At 66.7% G+C, this 17,098-nt stretch carries 12 protein-coding genes and 1 pseudogene; 4 read left to right on the forward strand and 9 right to left on the reverse strand.

Going from position 1 to position 17,098, the window contains the following annotated elements; all coding sequences use genetic code 11:
• Nucleotides 1-778 precede the first annotated feature (778 nt).
• The 5 genes and pseudogenes from ASE50_RS09075 to ASE50_RS09095 all read right to left on the reverse strand — a co-directional run bounded on the left by ASE50_RS09075 (nucleotide 779) and on the right by ASE50_RS09095 (nucleotide 7,376).
• Nucleotides 779-2,254: an OprO/OprP family phosphate-selective porin gene (locus ASE50_RS09075; protein ID WP_156347379.1), complete on the reverse strand. Its 1,476-nt coding sequence runs from the start codon at nucleotides 2,252-2,254 to the stop codon at nucleotides 779-781.
• Between the two features lie 403 nt (nucleotides 2,255-2,657).
• Nucleotides 2,658-5,044 (reverse strand): annotated as a pseudogene (locus ASE50_RS09080) (TonB-dependent receptor).
• 112 nt (nucleotides 5,045-5,156) lie between these two features.
• Complete coding sequence (locus ASE50_RS09085) at nucleotides 5,157-5,528, reverse strand: winged helix-turn-helix domain-containing protein (protein WP_056398881.1); 372 nt, start codon at nucleotides 5,526-5,528, stop codon at nucleotides 5,157-5,159.
• A gap of 1 nt (nucleotide 5,529) precedes the next feature.
• The gene (locus ASE50_RS09090; RefSeq protein WP_056398887.1) at nucleotides 5,530-5,736 is read right to left on the reverse strand and encodes a TOBE domain-containing protein; all 207 of its coding nucleotides are present in this window, start codon (nucleotides 5,734-5,736) and stop codon (nucleotides 5,530-5,532) included.
• A gap of 185 nt (nucleotides 5,737-5,921) precedes the next feature.
• Nucleotides 5,922-7,376: an efflux transporter outer membrane subunit gene (locus ASE50_RS09095; protein ID WP_056398890.1), complete on the reverse strand. Its 1,455-nt coding sequence runs from the start codon at nucleotides 7,374-7,376 to the stop codon at nucleotides 5,922-5,924.
• Nucleotides 7,377-7,460: 84 nt separating this feature from the next.
• On the opposite strand from ASE50_RS09095, the gene ASE50_RS09100 reads away from it, so the two are divergent.
• From ASE50_RS09100 to ASE50_RS09110, 3 genes are all read left to right on the forward strand, one after another.
• A complete protein-coding gene (locus ASE50_RS09100; protein WP_056398894.1) occupies nucleotides 7,461-8,081 on the forward strand; it encodes a TetR/AcrR family transcriptional regulator in 621 nt (206 codons plus the stop codon).
• 89 nt (nucleotides 8,082-8,170) lie between these two features.
• Nucleotides 8,171-9,259, forward strand: coding sequence for an efflux RND transporter periplasmic adaptor subunit (locus ASE50_RS09105; RefSeq protein WP_056398897.1), 1,089 nt, complete (start codon nucleotides 8,171-8,173; stop codon nucleotides 9,257-9,259).
• Entirely contained in the window at nucleotides 9,256-12,348 is a 3,093-nt protein-coding gene (locus ASE50_RS09110; protein ID WP_056398900.1) for an efflux RND transporter permease subunit, read from the forward strand. Before ASE50_RS09105 ends, ASE50_RS09110 begins: the two co-directional genes overlap by 4 nt.
• A 171-nt stretch (nucleotides 12,349-12,519) precedes the next feature.
• Here the strand turns inward: ASE50_RS09110 and ASE50_RS09115 are convergent, their stop codons facing one another.
• Genes ASE50_RS09115 through ASE50_RS18790 form a run of 3 tightly spaced genes read right to left on the reverse strand, consistent with a single transcriptional unit; the run spans nucleotide 12,520 to nucleotide 14,570 of the window.
• Entirely contained in the window at nucleotides 12,520-13,362 is an 843-nt protein-coding gene (locus ASE50_RS09115) for an alpha/beta fold hydrolase (protein ID WP_056398904.1), read from the reverse strand.
• Nucleotides 13,359-14,393, reverse strand: a complete 1,035-nt coding sequence (locus tag ASE50_RS09120; protein WP_056398906.1) for an NADP-dependent oxidoreductase — start codon at nucleotides 14,391-14,393, stop codon at nucleotides 13,359-13,361. The genes ASE50_RS09115 and ASE50_RS09120 overlap by 4 nt, the downstream gene beginning before the upstream one ends.
• Before the next feature lie 18 nt (nucleotides 14,394-14,411).
• Complete coding sequence (locus ASE50_RS18790; RefSeq protein WP_156347380.1) at nucleotides 14,412-14,570, reverse strand: hypothetical protein; 159 nt, start codon at nucleotides 14,568-14,570, stop codon at nucleotides 14,412-14,414.
• Between the two features lie 143 nt (nucleotides 14,571-14,713).
• Here ASE50_RS18790 and ASE50_RS09125 point away from each other — a divergent pair, with 143 nt between their 5' ends.
• Nucleotides 14,714-15,958, forward strand: a complete 1,245-nt coding sequence (locus ASE50_RS09125) for an MFS transporter (RefSeq protein ID WP_162236185.1) — start codon at nucleotides 14,714-14,716, stop codon at nucleotides 15,956-15,958.
• Here ASE50_RS09125 and ASE50_RS09130 read toward each other — a convergent pair.
• Complete coding sequence (locus ASE50_RS09130; RefSeq protein WP_056398913.1) at nucleotides 15,885-17,000, reverse strand: ROK family transcriptional regulator; 1,116 nt, start codon at nucleotides 16,998-17,000, stop codon at nucleotides 15,885-15,887. The genes ASE50_RS09125 and ASE50_RS09130 overlap by 74 nt on opposite strands.
• Nucleotides 17,001-17,098: the final 98 nt, after the last annotated feature.

Here is a 17,098-nt window from a genome sequence, read left to right on the forward strand (position 1 = left end):
TCATAACCTGAAGGTCACAGGTTCAAATCCTGTCCCCGCAACCATACCAAACATACCGACAGCCCCGTCTCAACAAAGACGGGGCTGTCGGGCGTTCCAGACACGCGCCAACCGCAGACGCCAGCCTCCAATACACGCCACACCCCTCGGTCGGGTTTGCCGCTCGCTTGCCGTCTTTGACGAAGGTACGAGCGCTGCGGAAAGTTTGCCGCCTACCGCCCGAATGCAAATCTGCAGACAACGGGTCGGGCGCAGGTTGCACGGCGAGTTTTAGGTGGGTGTCGCAACGGGCAACATGACCGCCAAGGGCATTCAAACGGTACCTATGCGCCGGTTCGCCTCGGACGTACGCAAGATACGCGATATCGTGCCGGGGCGCTGGCCCGACAGACCCGGGGTTGCGCCACGAACCGACCCCGTCGTCAGCAGCTGCCGCTTGTGCGTCACGGGCACCTCGAAAGCGACAACAACATTGCANCTGGCCCGACAGACCCGGGGTTGCGCCACGAACCGACCCCGTCGTCAGCAGCTGCCGCTTGTGCGTCACGGGCACCTCGAAAGCGACAACAACATTGCAGCGCAGACAGCGCGCCGTGTCGCGCTCAGGCAACGCAACTCGCCGTAGCGTGAGCCGAAATTGCCTCGCAGCCCTTCCGTCGCCATCGAGACACGCAACGCAAACTGCGGCGATGGCGCGGCCGAGCAATTTGCCGGCCCCGCTGGTGGGGAAGGCGCGCACGGGCAGACCCTGTGCGCAGCCCGCCTGTGCGACTGACGATCAGAAGGTGACGCCGATCCCGCCGGTGACGGTCTCGCCATTGTCCTTGCCGACAAACGCACCGGCGCGATTGTCGGTGTTCCAGTGGATCAGGTTGAACTGCAAGCGGATGATGCTGTCGAGATACCAGTTCACCCCGGCGGTCACCGCCGATCCGTTGCCGCCGGTCGCGACGCCGCTATAATCGAGATTCTCGTACCGCGTCAGCAATTCGATGGCCCCCGGCCCGCCGTCGAACACCGGGCGCAGGACGCGCGGCTGTGCGAACGTGCCGAGCCGCGGGTTATACGGCGGCAGCTCGCCGGTGACGAACCAGCCGCCCGACAGGCTCCACGCCCGCGTGAGCAGATCGTCGCGCCCGCCGCTCAGGCGTGCATGGCGCTCGCCCGCTTCGCCCATGACCCAGAACGGGCCCGAATAGCCGCCGAGTTCGGCGCCATAGCCGGTGGTGCCGGTTCCGCCGGTCAGCGTGCCGGTCGAAACCCGCAACAGGCTGTTGAAACGTCCGCCGATCACGGTGTTGCGGGTCAGCGAACCCGGCCCGTTGGCCAGCTTTTCATCGAAGCCCCACAGCCCGAGATGGACGATCGACCGATCGGTCTTGAGCGGGTTCCAGTGCGCGCGCGCGAGGACGGTCCGGCTGTCCGACACGCTCTGATTGGCATCGACATTGTCGCCGCTGAGCGTGATCGACGCGTGACCGCTGTTCCAGAAGATCCGCGGCATCAGTGCGATGCCGTAGAAGCCACGCTGCGGGATGATCGAGGTCGCGACGACGTTCCGTTCGAGGAACGGCGGCGCGTCCGACCCGCTCGACCCTTCGAAGCTGCGATCGTTGAACATGTTGCCGAAGCGGACGTCGTAGGACATCTGCCCGATGTCGTTGCGCCAACCGACGAACATCGTGCCGACATCGGACACGTTGTCGGCAAAGTCGTTTTCGAACTGGTAGAAGAAGTGCGTCCCGATGGCACCCTCGATACCGATGCGCAGCGCGCGGGCGCCGGTGGTCGTGATGTTGCGCGCGTCATAGCCGGACCCGAAGGTCGAGCTGACATGATTGATGATCCGGCCGCGCATCTTGAACGTGTATTTGCCGTCGGCCGAGTGGAATATCGGCAATCCGCCACGCCATTCGGTGGTGACCCCCGATGGGTTCATGGCAGCGGCGCGTGCCTGTGCCACGGTCTGTTCGGCCGGGCTTGCCGGAATGATCTGTGGGGCGAAGGACACGGTTTCGCTGTCATGGCCGATAGTGGATGCCGCGGCGGTCGACGCCTGCTGGCGCGGCGCCGGCGTATCGGCGGCCGCCATCGGAACGACGGCGGCAGCAGGCGGCCTGCCTTCGAGCGCTTCGAGCCGCGCCCGCAGCATGGCGATTTCGCTTGCCTGCGCGCGCAACAGCGAGAGGATTTCGCTCTCGTCCGCCGGATTGCCTTGGGCGAATACGGGCGCGGAGAGCAAGAGCGCGGACATCGAGGTGCCAACGCAGAAGAGGCGTTTCATAGAGCAAGCCCATTGAGATACGGTGCCAAGTGCCATCGATCTTAATCGGACGCGCAGGGGTACCGCATCGACAGGGGTTGCCTACAAACCCACCTTGTCGAAACCTGCCACGAATAATCTACGACGTCGTCCAGCCCCACCGGTTTTCAGGAAGTCATGGCTTAGGGCTGCGACGGTTAATTCCGCGCTAACGGAAACATTGTGTAACACTATATTTTGAAAGCGATAAAACTGGCCGGATGGGAGGTTCATCCTTGGTGATCTGACCTCTGTTTCCCATCCGCCCGGACCTGAAAACCGACCGGTGTTTGACCGGCTGCCCGTTCCTGGCCTGTCTTGCTGGCTGTCGTCCGGTTTCGCCCGCCGTGGCGTGCTACACGCGGAAGCGGATCGTCGCGCCGATGGTGCGCGGGTCGCTCGGCGTCCCGACGATCAAACCCGAATTGCCCGCTTGGATCGTCAGGTTCTGGATATAGTCGGCGTCGAGCAGGTTGCGCGCCCACAGGATCGCCTCGGTCCCGTCGGCGAAGCGATAGCCGATATTGGCGTTGGTCAGGTTGTAGCCGCGGATATAGGTGAAGCGCGAGAGGCTGGGATCGCCGTTGAAGCCGCTGCGCGAACCGGTGTCGACATGGAGCAAAATCTGCCCGGTGCCGACCGGCCGCCGGTAATCCAGCCCGGCGGTGATCGCGAAGCGCGGCAACGAGGCGAGGCGGCGACCGGTCAGGCTGCACCGCGTGGTGGCAGCGGTCTGCACCTCCAGCGGGCAGGGACCGGCGGGATAGTCGGTATAGTCGCCGTCGGAATAGGCGACGCTGGTCCGCGCGCTCAGCCCCGGCAGGATCAGCGCCGTCACGTCCGCCTCGATCCCCTTCACCGTCACCTGCGGAATGTTGGACAGATAGCCGCGCAGCTGCACCGTCTGGGTCAGCGAATTTTCGACCACCGTTGCCTGAAAATCGCGGACCTTGGTGTAGAAGCCGTCGATGTTGAAGATCAGGCGGTTGTCAACAGCGTGTTCTTGACGCCGATCTCGTAGGTCTCGTTGCGTTCGGGACGGACGACCGCGGTCGCCAGCACCGGCCGGTTGTTGCCGTCGAGCGGTAGCCCCGACATGTTGATGCCGCCCGATTTGAAGCCGCGCGCATAGCTGACATAGGCCATCGTCGTGTCGGTTACCTGCCACGCGAGGTTGCCGCGCCCCGACAGGCTGCCGTCGCGGTCATGCGCCTCATAGCTTTGCGGGCGCAGCACGCCGAGACGGGCGTTGATGAGCGCGGCGTTGGTGGTGGCCAGACCGCCCGACACGGCGGTAATGTAATAACCGTCCTTGTCCTCCTGCGTGTAGCGCAGGCCGACCGTCGCGGTCAGACGATCGAGGAAGCGATAATTGACCTCGCCGAACGCGGCGTAGCTCAAGCTGCGGAAGTCGGTGCTGCCGTCCTGCCCATAGCCGTCGAGCAGGTTGGACGGCACCGGCGTGGTCCCGGTCACCGTCCCGATCAGGTAACGCGCCGCCGCGGGACCGTAGATGCTGATCGGCCGCCCGGTCAGCCGCTGCCGAAAGCCATAGAGGCCGACGACATAGGACAGCGGCCCGGTGCCGTTCGAGGCGAGCCGCAACTCCTGACTATATTGGTCCTGTCGCGACGGGATGTGCTGCGACAGCTGTACGGGCAAGCCGGTATAGTCGCGGTCGTTCTCCGCATCCCAGTTCCAGAAGCGCCACGCGCTGACCGACGTCAGCGTGACCGGCCCGAGATTCCAGTCGGTGATCGCGCTGACGCCGCCTTCGTTGGTATCGACGCCGAGCGGGCCATCAATATCGGTCTTGCGGTCGTAGATATTAGTGCTGGGGGGCGCATAGCCGAACTGCGCAGCCAGACCGTTCGGCCCACCGAACTGACGGTTGGCGGCGCGCAAGCTGGTGCCGGTGCGCAGATATACTTGCCCGCAGCAATAGGCCTGAAAATTCGTGAAGTCGGCGATGACCCGCATCTGGATCGCGTCGTCGGGCTTGAACAGCAACTGCCCCCGCACCGCCTGCGTCCCGATCGTGTTGGCATCGCGCCCCGTGCGAACATTGTCGAGCACCCCGTCGCGCCGCGTCGGCACGCCCGAGATGCGATAGGCGATGGTGTCGGTGATCGGTCCCGACGCCCAGCCCTTCGCCTGCACGAAATTATAGTCGCCATAGGACAGTTCGGCAAAGCCTTCCCGGGTGAAGGTCGGCGCGCGGGTGGTGATGTTGAGCGCGCCCGCCGTAGTGTTCTTGCCGAACAGCGTGCCCTGCGGTCCGCGCAATTCCTCGACCTGCTCGATATCGGCGAAGTCGAACGCGGCGGTGGCGGGGCGGGCGTGATAGACCTGATCGACATAGAAGCCGACGCCCGGCTCCAGCCCGTCATTTGCCTGGCTGACCGCCACGACGCTGGAACCAAGCCCGCGGATGGTGAAGGCGGTGTTGCGGGGGTTGGCCGAGCTGTAGTTCAGCGTCGGAATCAGCGTCGTCAGCCCCTGCGTATTGACCGTATAGCTCCGGTCGATCAGGTCGCCGCCGACCACCGACAAGGCGGCGGGCACACGCTGCGCATCCTCCGCCCGGCGACGTGCGGTGACGACGACCTCGGGGAGGCCGTCATCGGCTGCATCGTCAGCGGTGCCTTGCGATGCGTCCGTCGCGACCGTCTGGGCGATGGCCGGAACGCTGAACGCAGGCATGGCCGTGGCGCAGAACAGCACTGCGAACCGCTTCGACATCGATGAACACCCCTTTTTGCGGTCCACGTGGCCGCATTATGTTCGGGCGTATATCGAGGATGTATTTAGCCGTATATAGAGAGTTGGCGCTCGCCGCTCGATCGGCGTGCGTTCAGCCGTTGGTGACCGGCTCGGCACGCAGATGGGCGCGCAGGCGGCGATAGGCCGGGCGCTCGGCGATGGTGGCGGCCTCGCGCTCCATTTCGCGATAGGCTTCGAGGACGGCGAGGCCGGTCGCACTGACCTTCGCGCCGCGTTCCCGGCCGCCGCCCTTGATCGTTTCGACCAGCACCGGATCGAAGCACCGGTTCATTTCGTCGACCAGCAGCCAGGCCCGGCGATAGCTCATGCCAAGCGCACGACCCGCGGCGCTGATCGAACCTTCGGCGACGATCGCTTCCAGCAGGTCGGCCTTGCCCGGCCCCATGGCCAGCGCATCGCCGCAGGCGATCTGGATCTTGAGCCAGAAGGGGCCGAGCTTCATCCTACTTGCCGATCATCACGTCGCTGGCCTTGATGATGACGGTCACCGTCTCGCCGGTCGCCAGCCCGAGATCGGCGATGGCTTCTTCGGTGATGTTGGCGGTGACGATGTTGCCGCCGCCGATGTCGACCTTGATCGAGCCGTTTACGGCCCCCGGGGTGATCGCGGTGATCGTGCCGGAAATCTGGTTGCGTGCGCTGAGCTTCATGATCGGTCTTTCGATGACGTGGAGGCCGGGATGGATACCCGAATATGCATCCTGTCGCCATCGACCGCTGGCCGGTACCAGCAGGAGCTATCAGGCTATGATGCCTCATCCGCAGCGGCAATTGATCGCGGCGGCAGGGCGCGCCGGCACCGCCCGACCTGCCCTGCGATCCGCCGACCGTTCTTTTATTTCGATGCGACGGTGTCTTCGGTCGGCGACCACCCGCCGCCCAACGCCCGGAATGCCGCGACGGCGGCTTGTGCGGACTGCACCCGCGCCTGCGCCGCAGCGTCGCGCGTGGCGAGCAGGCGGTTTTCCGCGTCGAGCACCTCGATGAGGCTGACGACGCCGCCCTTATACGCCGCCAAGGAGGCGAATCGTGCGCGGTCGAGTGCGGTTTCGCCCTGTTGCAGGGTTCGGATCTGACTCTCCCGTTCGGCGACGGCAGCGAACGCGTTCTCGACATCTTCCGACGCCCTGACGACGGCGAGGCGGTAGGCGGCCAGCGCCTCCGCATCGCGCCCGCGCGCCGCCGCGACCTCGGCATCGACCCGGCCGAAATCGAACAAACGCCAGCGCAGGCCGAGGATGCCCTGCCCCTGCGTGGCAGCCGATCCGAACAGCCCGCCGACGGCCGTGGTCGCGGTACCGACCAGTCCGCTCAGCGAAAACTTCGGGTAATATTCGGCGAGCGCCGATCCGATCCGGGCATTGCTCGCGATCAGGCGCTGTTCGGCGGCGATCAGGTCGGGGCGACGGCGGAACAGGTCGGCGGGGCCGCCCGCATCCGAAATTTTTGGTGCGACGGGGATCGGTTCGACGCTTGCCAGCGCCGCATGATGCGTACCCGGTTGCTGGCCGGTCAGCACGTCCATCGCATTCATCGCGGTTTCCAACGCGATGCGCAGTCCGGGCAGCGTGGCGGCGACCTGTTGATACGCGCCCTCCGCCTGACGCAGTTGCAGTTCGGCGGCGACCCCCTTGCGGAATTGAAGATCGACGATCGCGACGAGACGGCGCTGGGTTTCGACCTGTTCGACCGCGATCGCGAGACGTTGCTGAAGGCCGCGGATCGTCAGATAGGTTTCGGCCGTCTGCGCCGCGACGGAAATCCGTACGCCCGACACCTCGGCACGCGACATCGCATAGTCCGCACGCGCCGCGGTCTGGCCGTTGCGAAGGCCGCCGAAGACGTCGGGTTCCCAACTCGCGCCGACACCGGCATCATATAGACCGGTGCTCCGTTCAAAACCTGATGCTGCGCTGAGCGCGCGCCCGACGGGCGTTTCCAGCGATTGCGACTGATAGGTCGCATTGGCGGTACCCTGTCCGCTCGGCAGCAACGCCGCGTTGGCGGCGCGCAGTCCCGCCCGCGCCTGCTGCACGCGAGCAGCCGCCTGCGCGATGTCGAGGTTGTTGCGCAACGCTTCCTCGACAAGGGTCACCATCGTCGGATCGTTGAAGCCGCGCCACCAGGTGACGAGGTCGACCGGCGTCGAGGCGGGGCGCGCGTCGATGGCATCCGCGTTGTGGAAACGGGCGGGCACCGCGACCTGCGGCCGCTGATACGCTGGCCCCGTCGCGCAACCTGCCATGATGAGCAGAGGCGCAAGGAGGAGGGCAGAACGAGCGCGCGGCATGGCGGTCCAATCGATAAAGTTGGTTTCTAATGTCATTATTGGTCACTCGTTGTCAAGTTGGCCGTCAGGCGATATGATGCACGGATGAATGAACCGCATATCATGAGCTTGCCCGGCCAGCGGGGCCCGACCGACCACGCGACGCGCGATCAGATCGTGGCGGCCGCCTATGAGCATTTCAGTCATTACGGATATGGCAAGACCACCGTGTCCGATCTGGCCAAGGCCATCGGATTTTCGAAGGCCTATATCTACAAGTTCTTTGATTCGAAGCAGGCGATCGGACAGGCGATTTGCGGCCAATGTCTCGAATCGATCTTCGGCGATGTGCGGGGCGCGGTCGAGAGGGGCAGTTCTGCGACCGAGAAATTGCGCCTTTTCGCCGAGACATTGGTTGGCAGAAGCGTCGAACTGTTCGCGCAGGACCGGCGCATCTATGAAATCGCCGTCCATTCCTCGATCGAGAAATGGCCGAGTTCGCAAGCCTATATCGAACGTTTGGTGGGTCTGTTGTCCGACATCATCGTCGAGGGGCGGGCGGCGGGGGAATTCGAGCGCAAGACGCCGCTCGACGAAACCTGCCGCGCGATCGTGGGCGCGATGGAGCCCTTCGCGAACCCGGTGATGCTGCAATATAAACTGGACGACCTGCCGCGGGGCGCGAACGAGATGATCAGTCTGGTCCTGCGCAGCCTCGCCCCCTGAACGCACCATCGCGGTGAGTTACTCGTGACCAATTGACAATACGGTCACTTCGGCTATCGAGCGATATCCTTTCGTCGAAAGATGTCGCCATGTTCCGCCGCTCCTCGCTTGCCAACGCCCTTGTTCTGAGTGCGCCCGCCCTGTTCCTTGCCGGATGCGGCAAGCAGGAGGCGGACCCGCGTACCGCGCCGCCGCTGGTCCGCGTGGCGGTCGCCGCGCCGGCTGCCGGGAACGGCCGCTATTTCACCGGGGTCGTATCGGCGCGCGTGCAGAGCGACATCGGCTTTCGCGTTGCCGGAAAGGTGACGCAGCGGCTGGTGAATGTCGGTCAGCGGGTCCGGCGCGGGCAGATCCTGATGCGGATGGACCCGACCGATCTGCTGCTCCAGACCGCGTCGCAGGCGCAGACGGTCGATGCCGCCCGCGCGCAGGCGGAACGGGCCGCGGCGGACGAGCGGCGCTATCGCGACCTGGTGGCGGCGGGCGCGGTGTCGGCCTCGACCTACGATCAGATGAAGGCGGCATCGCTGTCGGCGCAGGCGCAGTTGCGCGCGGCACAGGCACAGGCGCGCATCGCGGGCAATGCCGCCGATTACGCGGTCTTACGATCGACCGCCGACGGCGTCGTCGTCGCGACGCTGGCCGAACCGGGACAGGTCGTCGCCGCGGGGCAGCCGGTGGTGCAGGTCGCCGAGGCTGGCCCGCGCGAGGCGACGGTCAGCCTGCCCGAATCGGTCCGCCCTGCCATCGGATCGGTCGCGCGCGCGACGCTGTACGATGGCGGCAGCGAGAGCGCGGCACGGCTTCGCCAATTGTCCTCCTCCGCCGATCCGCGCACCCGGACGTTCGAGGCGCGCTATGTGCTGCAAGGCGCGGCGGCGACCGCGCCGCTTGGTGCCACGGTGCGGATCACGTTACCGGGAGCGACGGGCGATGCGGCGATACAGGTGCCGCTGTCGGCCCTGCACGACGCAGGTCGCGGGCCGGGCGTCTGGGTGGTCGGAGCACGTGGTCGGCGCGTCACCTGGCGACCGGTCCGGATCGCGGGACTTGGCGAGGAAACCGCGCAGATCAGCGGCGGGCTGAACGCAGGGGACCGGTTCGTGGCGATGGGTGCGCATCTGCTGCATCAGGGCGAAGAGGTCCGGGTGGCCGACGGCCGCGACGGTGCCCTGTGAGCGGCGGGTTCAACCTGTCGGCACTGGCGGTCCGCGAGCGGCCGATCACGCTGTTCCTCATCATCGCCATCTCGATCGCCGGGCTGTTCGCGTTCCTCAATCTCGGTCGCGCGGAAGATCCGAGTTTCACGATCAAGGTGATGACCTTCACGACCGTCTGGCCCGGTGCCACCGCGCAGGAAATGCAGGACCAGGTCGCCGAACCGCTGGAAAAGCGGATGCAGGAACTGACATGGTATGACCGCAGCGAGACGTTCACGCGCCCCGGCTATGCCTTTACCCAGCTCTGGTTGAAGGACACGACCCCGCCGGACCAGGTCCCTGAACAAATGTATCAGGCGCGCAAGAAGCTGATCGACGAGACGCCGAAGCTGCCGCGCGGCGTCGTCGGGCCGCTGGTCAACGACGAATTCGGCGACGTCACCTTCACGCTCTATGCGCTGAAGGCCCGCGACGTGCCGCCCCGGTTGCTGTTGCGCGAGGCGGAGACGATCCGCAATCGCCTGCTGCGCGTGCCGGGCGTCAAGAAAGTGCTGCTGATCGGCGAGCGGCCCGAGCGCATCTTCGTCAACCTGTCGGCGGACCGGCTGTCGACGCTGGGGCTGGCACCCACCGACGTGCTGGGCGCGCTGCGCGACCGCAACCTGCTGACCGCGGCGGGATCGATCGACACGCACGGGCCGCAGGTGCAGGTGCGGCTGGACGGGCCGTTCGACTCGGTCGAGGCGATCGGGACGACGCCGATCGTTGTCGATGGCCGCACGCTGCTGCTGCGCGACGTCGCCGAGATCAAGCGCGGGTACGAGGACCCGGCGACCTATCTCATCCGGCATCAGGGGGAACCGACGCTCGAACTCGGTGTCGTGATGAAGGAACGCTATAACGGCCTGCAACTGGGCAAGGACCTCGATGCGGCGACCACCGCGATCGCCGGCGAACTGCCGCTGGGCGTCAGCTTCACGAAGATCACCGACCAGTCGGTGAACATCGCCGAAGCGTATGGCGAATTCATGCTCAAATTCTTCGTGGCGCTGGCGGTCGTGATCGCGATCAGCTTGCTCAGCCTCGGCTGGCGGGTCGGCGTGGTCGTGGCGGCTGCGGTGCCGCTGACGCTGGCGGGGGTGTTCATCATCATGCTGGCGACGGGCCGCGATTTCGACAGGATCACGCTCGGCGCGCTGATCCTGTCTCTGGGCCTGCTGGTCGACGATGCGATCATCATCATCGAGGCGATGGTGGTGAAGATGCAGGAGGGCGTCAGCCGGATCGAGGCATCGACCTGGGCCTGGGGGCATACCGCCGCGCCGATGCTGGCGGGCACGCTGGTCACCGCAATCGGGCTGATGCCGGTCGGCTTCGCCAAATCCAGCGCGGGCGAATATGCCGGCAACATCTTCTGGGTCGTGATGTTCGCGCTGCTGACGTCATGGTTGGTCGCGGTCGCCTTCACGCCCTATATCGGCGTCAAGCTGCTGCCCGACATCCCCCGGATCGAAGGGGGCCATGCGACCATCTACGACACCCCCAATTATCGTCGTCTGCGCCGGCTGATCGCGCGTATCGTCGAGCGCAAGGGGCTGGCGGTCGCTGCCGTCGCCGGCATGTTCGTCGTTGCGATTCTGGGGCTGGGGCTGGTGAACCAGCAATTCTTTCCCGTTTCCGATCGGCCCGAGGTGCTGGTCGAGATCCAGATGCCCGAAGGTACGACGATCGGCGCGACCCAAGCGGCGGCGGTGAAGGTCGAACGCTGGCTGCGTCAGCAACCCGAGGCGAAGATCGTCACGACCTATGTCGGGCAGGGCGCACCGCGCTTCGTGCTCAACATCTCGCCCGAGCTGCCCGATCCGTCGTTCGCGAAGATCGTGGTGCTGACCGAGGATGCGAAGCAGCGCGAGGAACTGATGCGGCGTGCGCGGATCGCGGCGGCGGCGGGGCTGGCACCCGAAGCGCGGGTGCGCGTGACGCAGATCGTGTTCGGCCCTCCCTTCCCGTTCCCGGTGGCCTTCCGCGTCGGCGGCCCCGATCCGCAGATGGTGCGCAGCCTTGCCGACAAGGTCGCGACCGTGATGCGTGCCAACCCGTCGCTGCGGCAGGTCAATAGCGACTGGGGCGAGCGCGTGCCGGTCCTGCACGTCGCGATCGACCAGGACCGGCTGGGCGCGTTCGGCCTGACCTCGCGCGACGTCGCCGATCAGTTGCAGATGCTGCTGACCGGAACCACCGTGACCGAGGTCCGCGAGGACATCCGGTCGGTCGCCGTGGTTGCGCGCAGCGGCGGGAGCGAGCGCCTCGATCCCGCGCGGCTCGACAGCCTGACGCTGAAGGGCAAGGGCGGCGAGCGCGTGCCCCTGTCGCAGGTCGGGCGGATCGAAATCCGCATGGAGGCCCCGATCCTGCGGCGGTACGACCGGGTTCCGACGATCACGGTGCGCGGCGATGTCGGCAATGGCGTCCAGCCTCCCCAGATCGCGGGCGAGGTGCTGCAACAGCTGAAGCCGCTGATCGACGGCCTGCCCGCAGGCTATACCATCACCGCCGGCGCGGCGCTGGAGGAAGCCGCCAAGGCCAATGCCGCGCTGGCCAAGGTGTTCCCGGTCATGCTGATCCTGATGATGATCGTCATCATCTTCCAGGTCCGCTCGATCGCGGCGATGGCGATGGTCCTGCTCACCGCGCCGCTGGCGCTGGTGGGGGTGGTGCCGACGCTGTTGCTGTTCGGCCAGCCGTTCGGGTTCAACGCGATCCTGGGGCTGATCGGCCTGGCGGGGATCATCATGCGCAACACACTGATCCTGATCGGGCAGATCCACAGCAACGAGGCGGACGGGCTAAAGCCCTATGATGCGCTGGTCGAGGCGACGGTGCAGCGCGCCCGGCCGGTGATCCTCACCGCGCTCGCGGCGGTCTTCGCCTTCATTCCGCTGACCTTCTCGGTCTTCTGGGGGTCGCTGGCGTTCACGCTGATCGGCGGGACGATCGGCGGCACGGTGCTGACGCTGGTGTTCCTGCCCGCGCTCTACGCGATCTGGTTCAGGATCCGGTCGCCGCAGGCGGCTGCCGGAACCGGCGAGGTCGCAACCGCCGGGTGACATGGAAGGGGCGGGGAGCGGTGCCGGATCATTCCGTCCTGCTTCCCCGCCTAGTGGCGCGACCCTGTCGCGACACGGGCACGGCGGCTGGGTCGGTCATCGCGAACCTTTCCCGTCCGCCGGCCCCGGGAATGGGCGCGACGGACGGGTAGGGGCGTCAACCCGAACCGGTCATTCGTCGAGGAAGGCGATCGCCCGTTCGGTGAAGGCGTCGTGATACTGGAAGATGCCGCCATGGCCTGCATCCGGATACAGGACGATCTCGGCACCGGGAATGCGGCGCGCCAGGTCGCGGGAATTCTCACTCGGCACGATGATGTCGTGATCGCCATTGGCGACCAGCACCGGGATGCGGATCGAGTCGAGCGGCTGCGGCGATTGCTGCCCCCACGCCTTGATCGCCTTTTGTTGCCGCAGCACGGCGCCAATGCCGACCGATGTGTCGCGGTCGGACGTGCGCAGCGCGAGCCGGTCGACGAACGCCTTGGCCGCGCTGCGTCCGTTCGCGCTGGCGGTGAAGAACATGTACGTCTTGGGGTCGGTGAAGGTGATTAGCCCCTTCACGATCAGCGGCCACGAGACCGCGCCGACCCGGGCGATGCCGGTACCGCCCGCAGGCCCGGTGCCGGCAAGGATCGCGCGGCGAACGAGGTCGGGCGCGTCGAGCAGGATCTGCTGCGCGACGAACCCGCCCAGCGAGAAGCCGATGAGGTCGATGGCGTTCAGCCCCAGCGCCCGGATCGCGGCGATCATGTCCTGCGCCATTCCGGCCACGGTTACCGGCGCTTCGCCTCCCGAGCGGCCGATGCCGCGATAATCGAGCGCATAGACCGGGCGACCCTGCGCCAGCCGATCGACGATCGCGGGATCGAAATTGTCGAGATTGGCGCTCCAGTGGTTGAGGAGCACCAGCGGCACACCCTCTGACGGACGGAGCCGCCGATACGCGAAATGCGTACCGGCGGCGTCGATCGTCCGGGTGGGGGTGCTGGTCCAGCCTGTCCGTTCGGTCATGTCGAAACCTTTCCATCCTGGGTCGACCCGGCGGGTGTGGTCACGACCACCTTGCCCTTCGCGCGACCGCTTTCCAGATACGTCATCGCGTCGTTGAGCTGGTCGAACGCGAAGATGCGATCGACCACCGGCCGGATGTCGCCCTGCTCGATCAGCGTGCCCAGTTCGGCCAGCTGACCGCCATCGGCGTGCATCCACAGGAAGGAATAGGATATGCCCGCCCGCTTCGCCTTGCGGCGGATGCCCGCGCTCAAGGCCCGCAGCACGAGGCGCAGGATGATATTGAGCCCCTGCGCTTCGGCGAAGGCGGGATCGGGCGGGCCGGAGATCGAGATCAGCTTGCCGCCGGGCTTGAGCACCTTCAGCGACGTTTCGAGCGTCGTGCCGTCGAGGCTGTTCAGCACGACGTCATAGCCGGACAGCATCTCGGAAAAGTCCTGCGTCCGGTAATCGATGACGGTATCGGCACCGAGGCTGCGGACCAGATCGTCATTGGCCGCGCTGGCGGTGGTCGCGACGCTGGCGCCGAGATGGTTCGCGATCTGGATCGCGAGCGTGCCGACACCGCCCGATCCGGCGTGGATCAGCACCTTCTGCCCCGGCTGCACCCGCGCGACCTCGACCAGCACCTGCCACGCGGTCAGGCCGACGAGCGGGATCGACGCCGCTTCGACCATCGACAGATTGGCGGGCTTTGCCGCGACATCGGCTTCGGCGACCGCGATCCGTTCCGCAAAGGTGCCGATGTGGAGGTCGCACGGCCGGGCATAGACGGCGTCGCCGACCCTGAACCGGCGGACGCCCGTCCCGACGCCGACGACGATACCGGCCAGATCATGCCCGAGGATGAAGGGCGGTTTGTAGGGGACGATCGGCTTGAACGCACCGTCGCGCAGCTTGCCGTCGAGCTGGTTGAGCGCCGTCGCGTGAATCTCGATCAGCACCTGCCCGGCGGCCGGTACCGGATCGGGCACGTCGCCGAGCCGAAGCGCCCGGCCCTTGCCATATCGGTCGAGGAGATACGCCTTCATGATCGTCCCTGCTCCCGCTCAGGCGTCGAAGGTGTCTCCGCCGGTGGTTTCGATGACGATGTCCACGCGCTTGCCGTCGGTCAACGCCTGGACCTCGTCCAACCAGTCCGCCCGCGCATGGATTTTGGCGAGCCGGGCGGCGAACGACCCGACGCCGGCCGGCAGTTTCGCGATCACGCAGCTACATAAAACCGGCACAAACCGATGCTATCGCGAAACGCACAGGTGCTTTTCCTCCGGCTAGGCGAACCGATCGCGTGCAGGCCCGCTCGATGGAATGCCGGTCCTCGATATCCGCCGCGCCGCGGTGGGTCGCCACCATGCCCTATCTTCTGGCGCACTTCGCCAAGAGCCAGTTGTGGCACGCCAGCACCCTGCTGTTCGGATTTTTCCTGACCGAGGCGTGTGGCCTGGATGCACGCACCATGGGGTTCGCGATGGCCGGATCGCTGGTCCTCAACGGGATACTGGATGGGGTTTTGGGGGGCGTTTCGGATTTGGATGTGCAACGCGCGATCAGGCGTCAGGCGTGGGGCGCGCCGGCGACGTGCCTGTTCTTCCTGCTGTTTTGTGCCACGCCGTTCCTTGATCCGGCGCACCGCGTCGCGTGGGCGATGACGACGCTGTTCGCGTTTCGCGCCACCTATCCCTTCATCGACGTGCCGCAGAACGCGATGGTGGCGCTGATCGCCACCGGGGCAGAGGAGCGGTGCCTGTTGCTGGCCCGGCGCAACATCGGTTCGGGGTTGGCCAGCCTGGCCGTGGTCGTGCTGGCCGCCCCGTTGTTGATCGGCGGCCGCAGCCTGACGGCATGGATCGTCTGGGCGGGAGTCGTCGCGCTGCTGGTCTGCGCCACGGCATGGATGGTGCGCGGCCCCGCCGGACGCCCCGCCGGGCCGGTCGCGTCGTTGCAGGAAGCACCCGACAGGCCGGTCGCGTTTCGCACGGTGCTGGTCATGCTGGCGGTGATGATGCTCGCCTGCGCCGCGTTCCGCGCGCTCGAACCCTATTACGCCGCCTATGCCGGCGCGGGCATGGGACTGCTGCTCTGGGCAGCGGTCGGCGGCATGGCGAGCCAGCCGCTATGGGTCGCCACCCGACGCCGCTTCGGCGACGGCAGCGTGCTGGTGGTGGCCGCAGCGGCGCTGACGATCGCGGTCGTCGTCCTGCTGGGGCCGTCGCGCGGCGGGCCGGTCGGGGCGGCGGCGATCGGGCTCGGCTTCGGGGTCGGCACCAGCGGCGTGTGGCTGATCCTGTGGACGGCGACGATGACGCACGCCGCGGCGGGGCGCGCCACCCGCCATGTCGGGGCCTTTACCTGCGTGTCCAAGCTGGCGCAGGCGGCGGCGATGCTGCTGCTGGGGCAGGTTCTGGCGACCTCGCCCTATCGCACGACGCTGGCCGATCCGTGGTCGGCACCGTCGCTGCTGATGGTCGCGGCTCTGGTCGCGATCGCGGGGTCCTGTCTGGGGTTGGCCGCTATCGTCCGCGTCAATCGAACAGCGTGCGATGAAAGATCAGCGACGCCGCGCCCAGCGGGCCGGACAATTCCGGTTCCAGACTAGCGACCGCCGTCACCGTCGCCGGTGCGCGCCGCTCGCGCCGGATCGGCCAGTTGTTTTCGGGCCAGTCGATCGCATCGACGATCCGCCGGGCAAGCGCGCGCGGAAGCCGTCCGCCGAGGATCAGCGCCTCGCAATCGAGCGTGAAGCGGAGCGCGCCGAACAGATAGGAAAAGGACGACTGGTGTTCCGCCAGCCACGCATCGACCCCCGGCCATGCCGGGTCGAAGCGCGCGACCATGTCGGAAATGCCGTCGCAGCGGACGCCATGCGCGGCGAGGCATTCCTGCAACGTGACGAGATTGGGCGTGACGCGACCGGACGACAGGAACAGTCCGCCGATTTCCCCTGCATTGCCGTGGCGTCCGCGCATCAGCGTTCCGTCCACCACGATGCCCGCGCCGAACCCGGCCGCCACGTTGACGTAGCAGAAGCTGGTATAGCGCGCGCCGATGCCGAGCAGCCGTTCGCCCAGCGTCGCCGCATTGGCGATATTTTCCACTACGACCGGCATCGCCAGATGGCGCGCGATCGCGTCGTCGAGATCGACCAGCGCCCATTCTTCGAGTTCCGGTGCCGGATTGACGGTTCCGGGACCGACGAAATAGCCGGCCACCGCGACGCCCATCCCGCGCAGGCGACGCCGGTCGATCCTCGCCCGGGCGAGTTCCTCGCTACCAAAGTGCGCCGCCGCATCGAGGATCGCCACGCGCGGCATGCCGGGCAGCGTCACCTCGCGCCGCGCCCGCACCGTGCCGGCAAGGTCGATCAGGACCGCGTCGGCGCGGTCGGTCATCACCGACAGGCCGATCGCGAACGCTGCATCGGGTTCGATATGGATGGTGGCGCTGGGCTGGCCCCGCCCCGCGGCGACGGCATCGCCGGCACGGACCAGCCCGGCCGTCTCCAGTTCCTCGGTCGCGCGAAAGATCGCGGTGCCCGACAGTCCCGTTTCGCGGATCAGCGCCGATCGCGACACGCTGCCATGCCGCCGCACCGCGAACAGCACCGCGCGTGCGCGATGGGATATCGTTGCCGCCTTCATCGCCCGTCGTTCCTCATCCTGCGCGGCCAGAGCGGTTTTCGACCGTGTCGCAGCACCGTCATCGCCCTGCGACCGACCGCTACGGGGCGGCCGCTTTC

Origin of the sequence: Sphingomonas sp. Leaf5, from assembly GCF_001421155.1 — a bacterium.
Lineage (GTDB): Bacteria > Pseudomonadota > Alphaproteobacteria > Sphingomonadales > Sphingomonadaceae > Sphingomonas.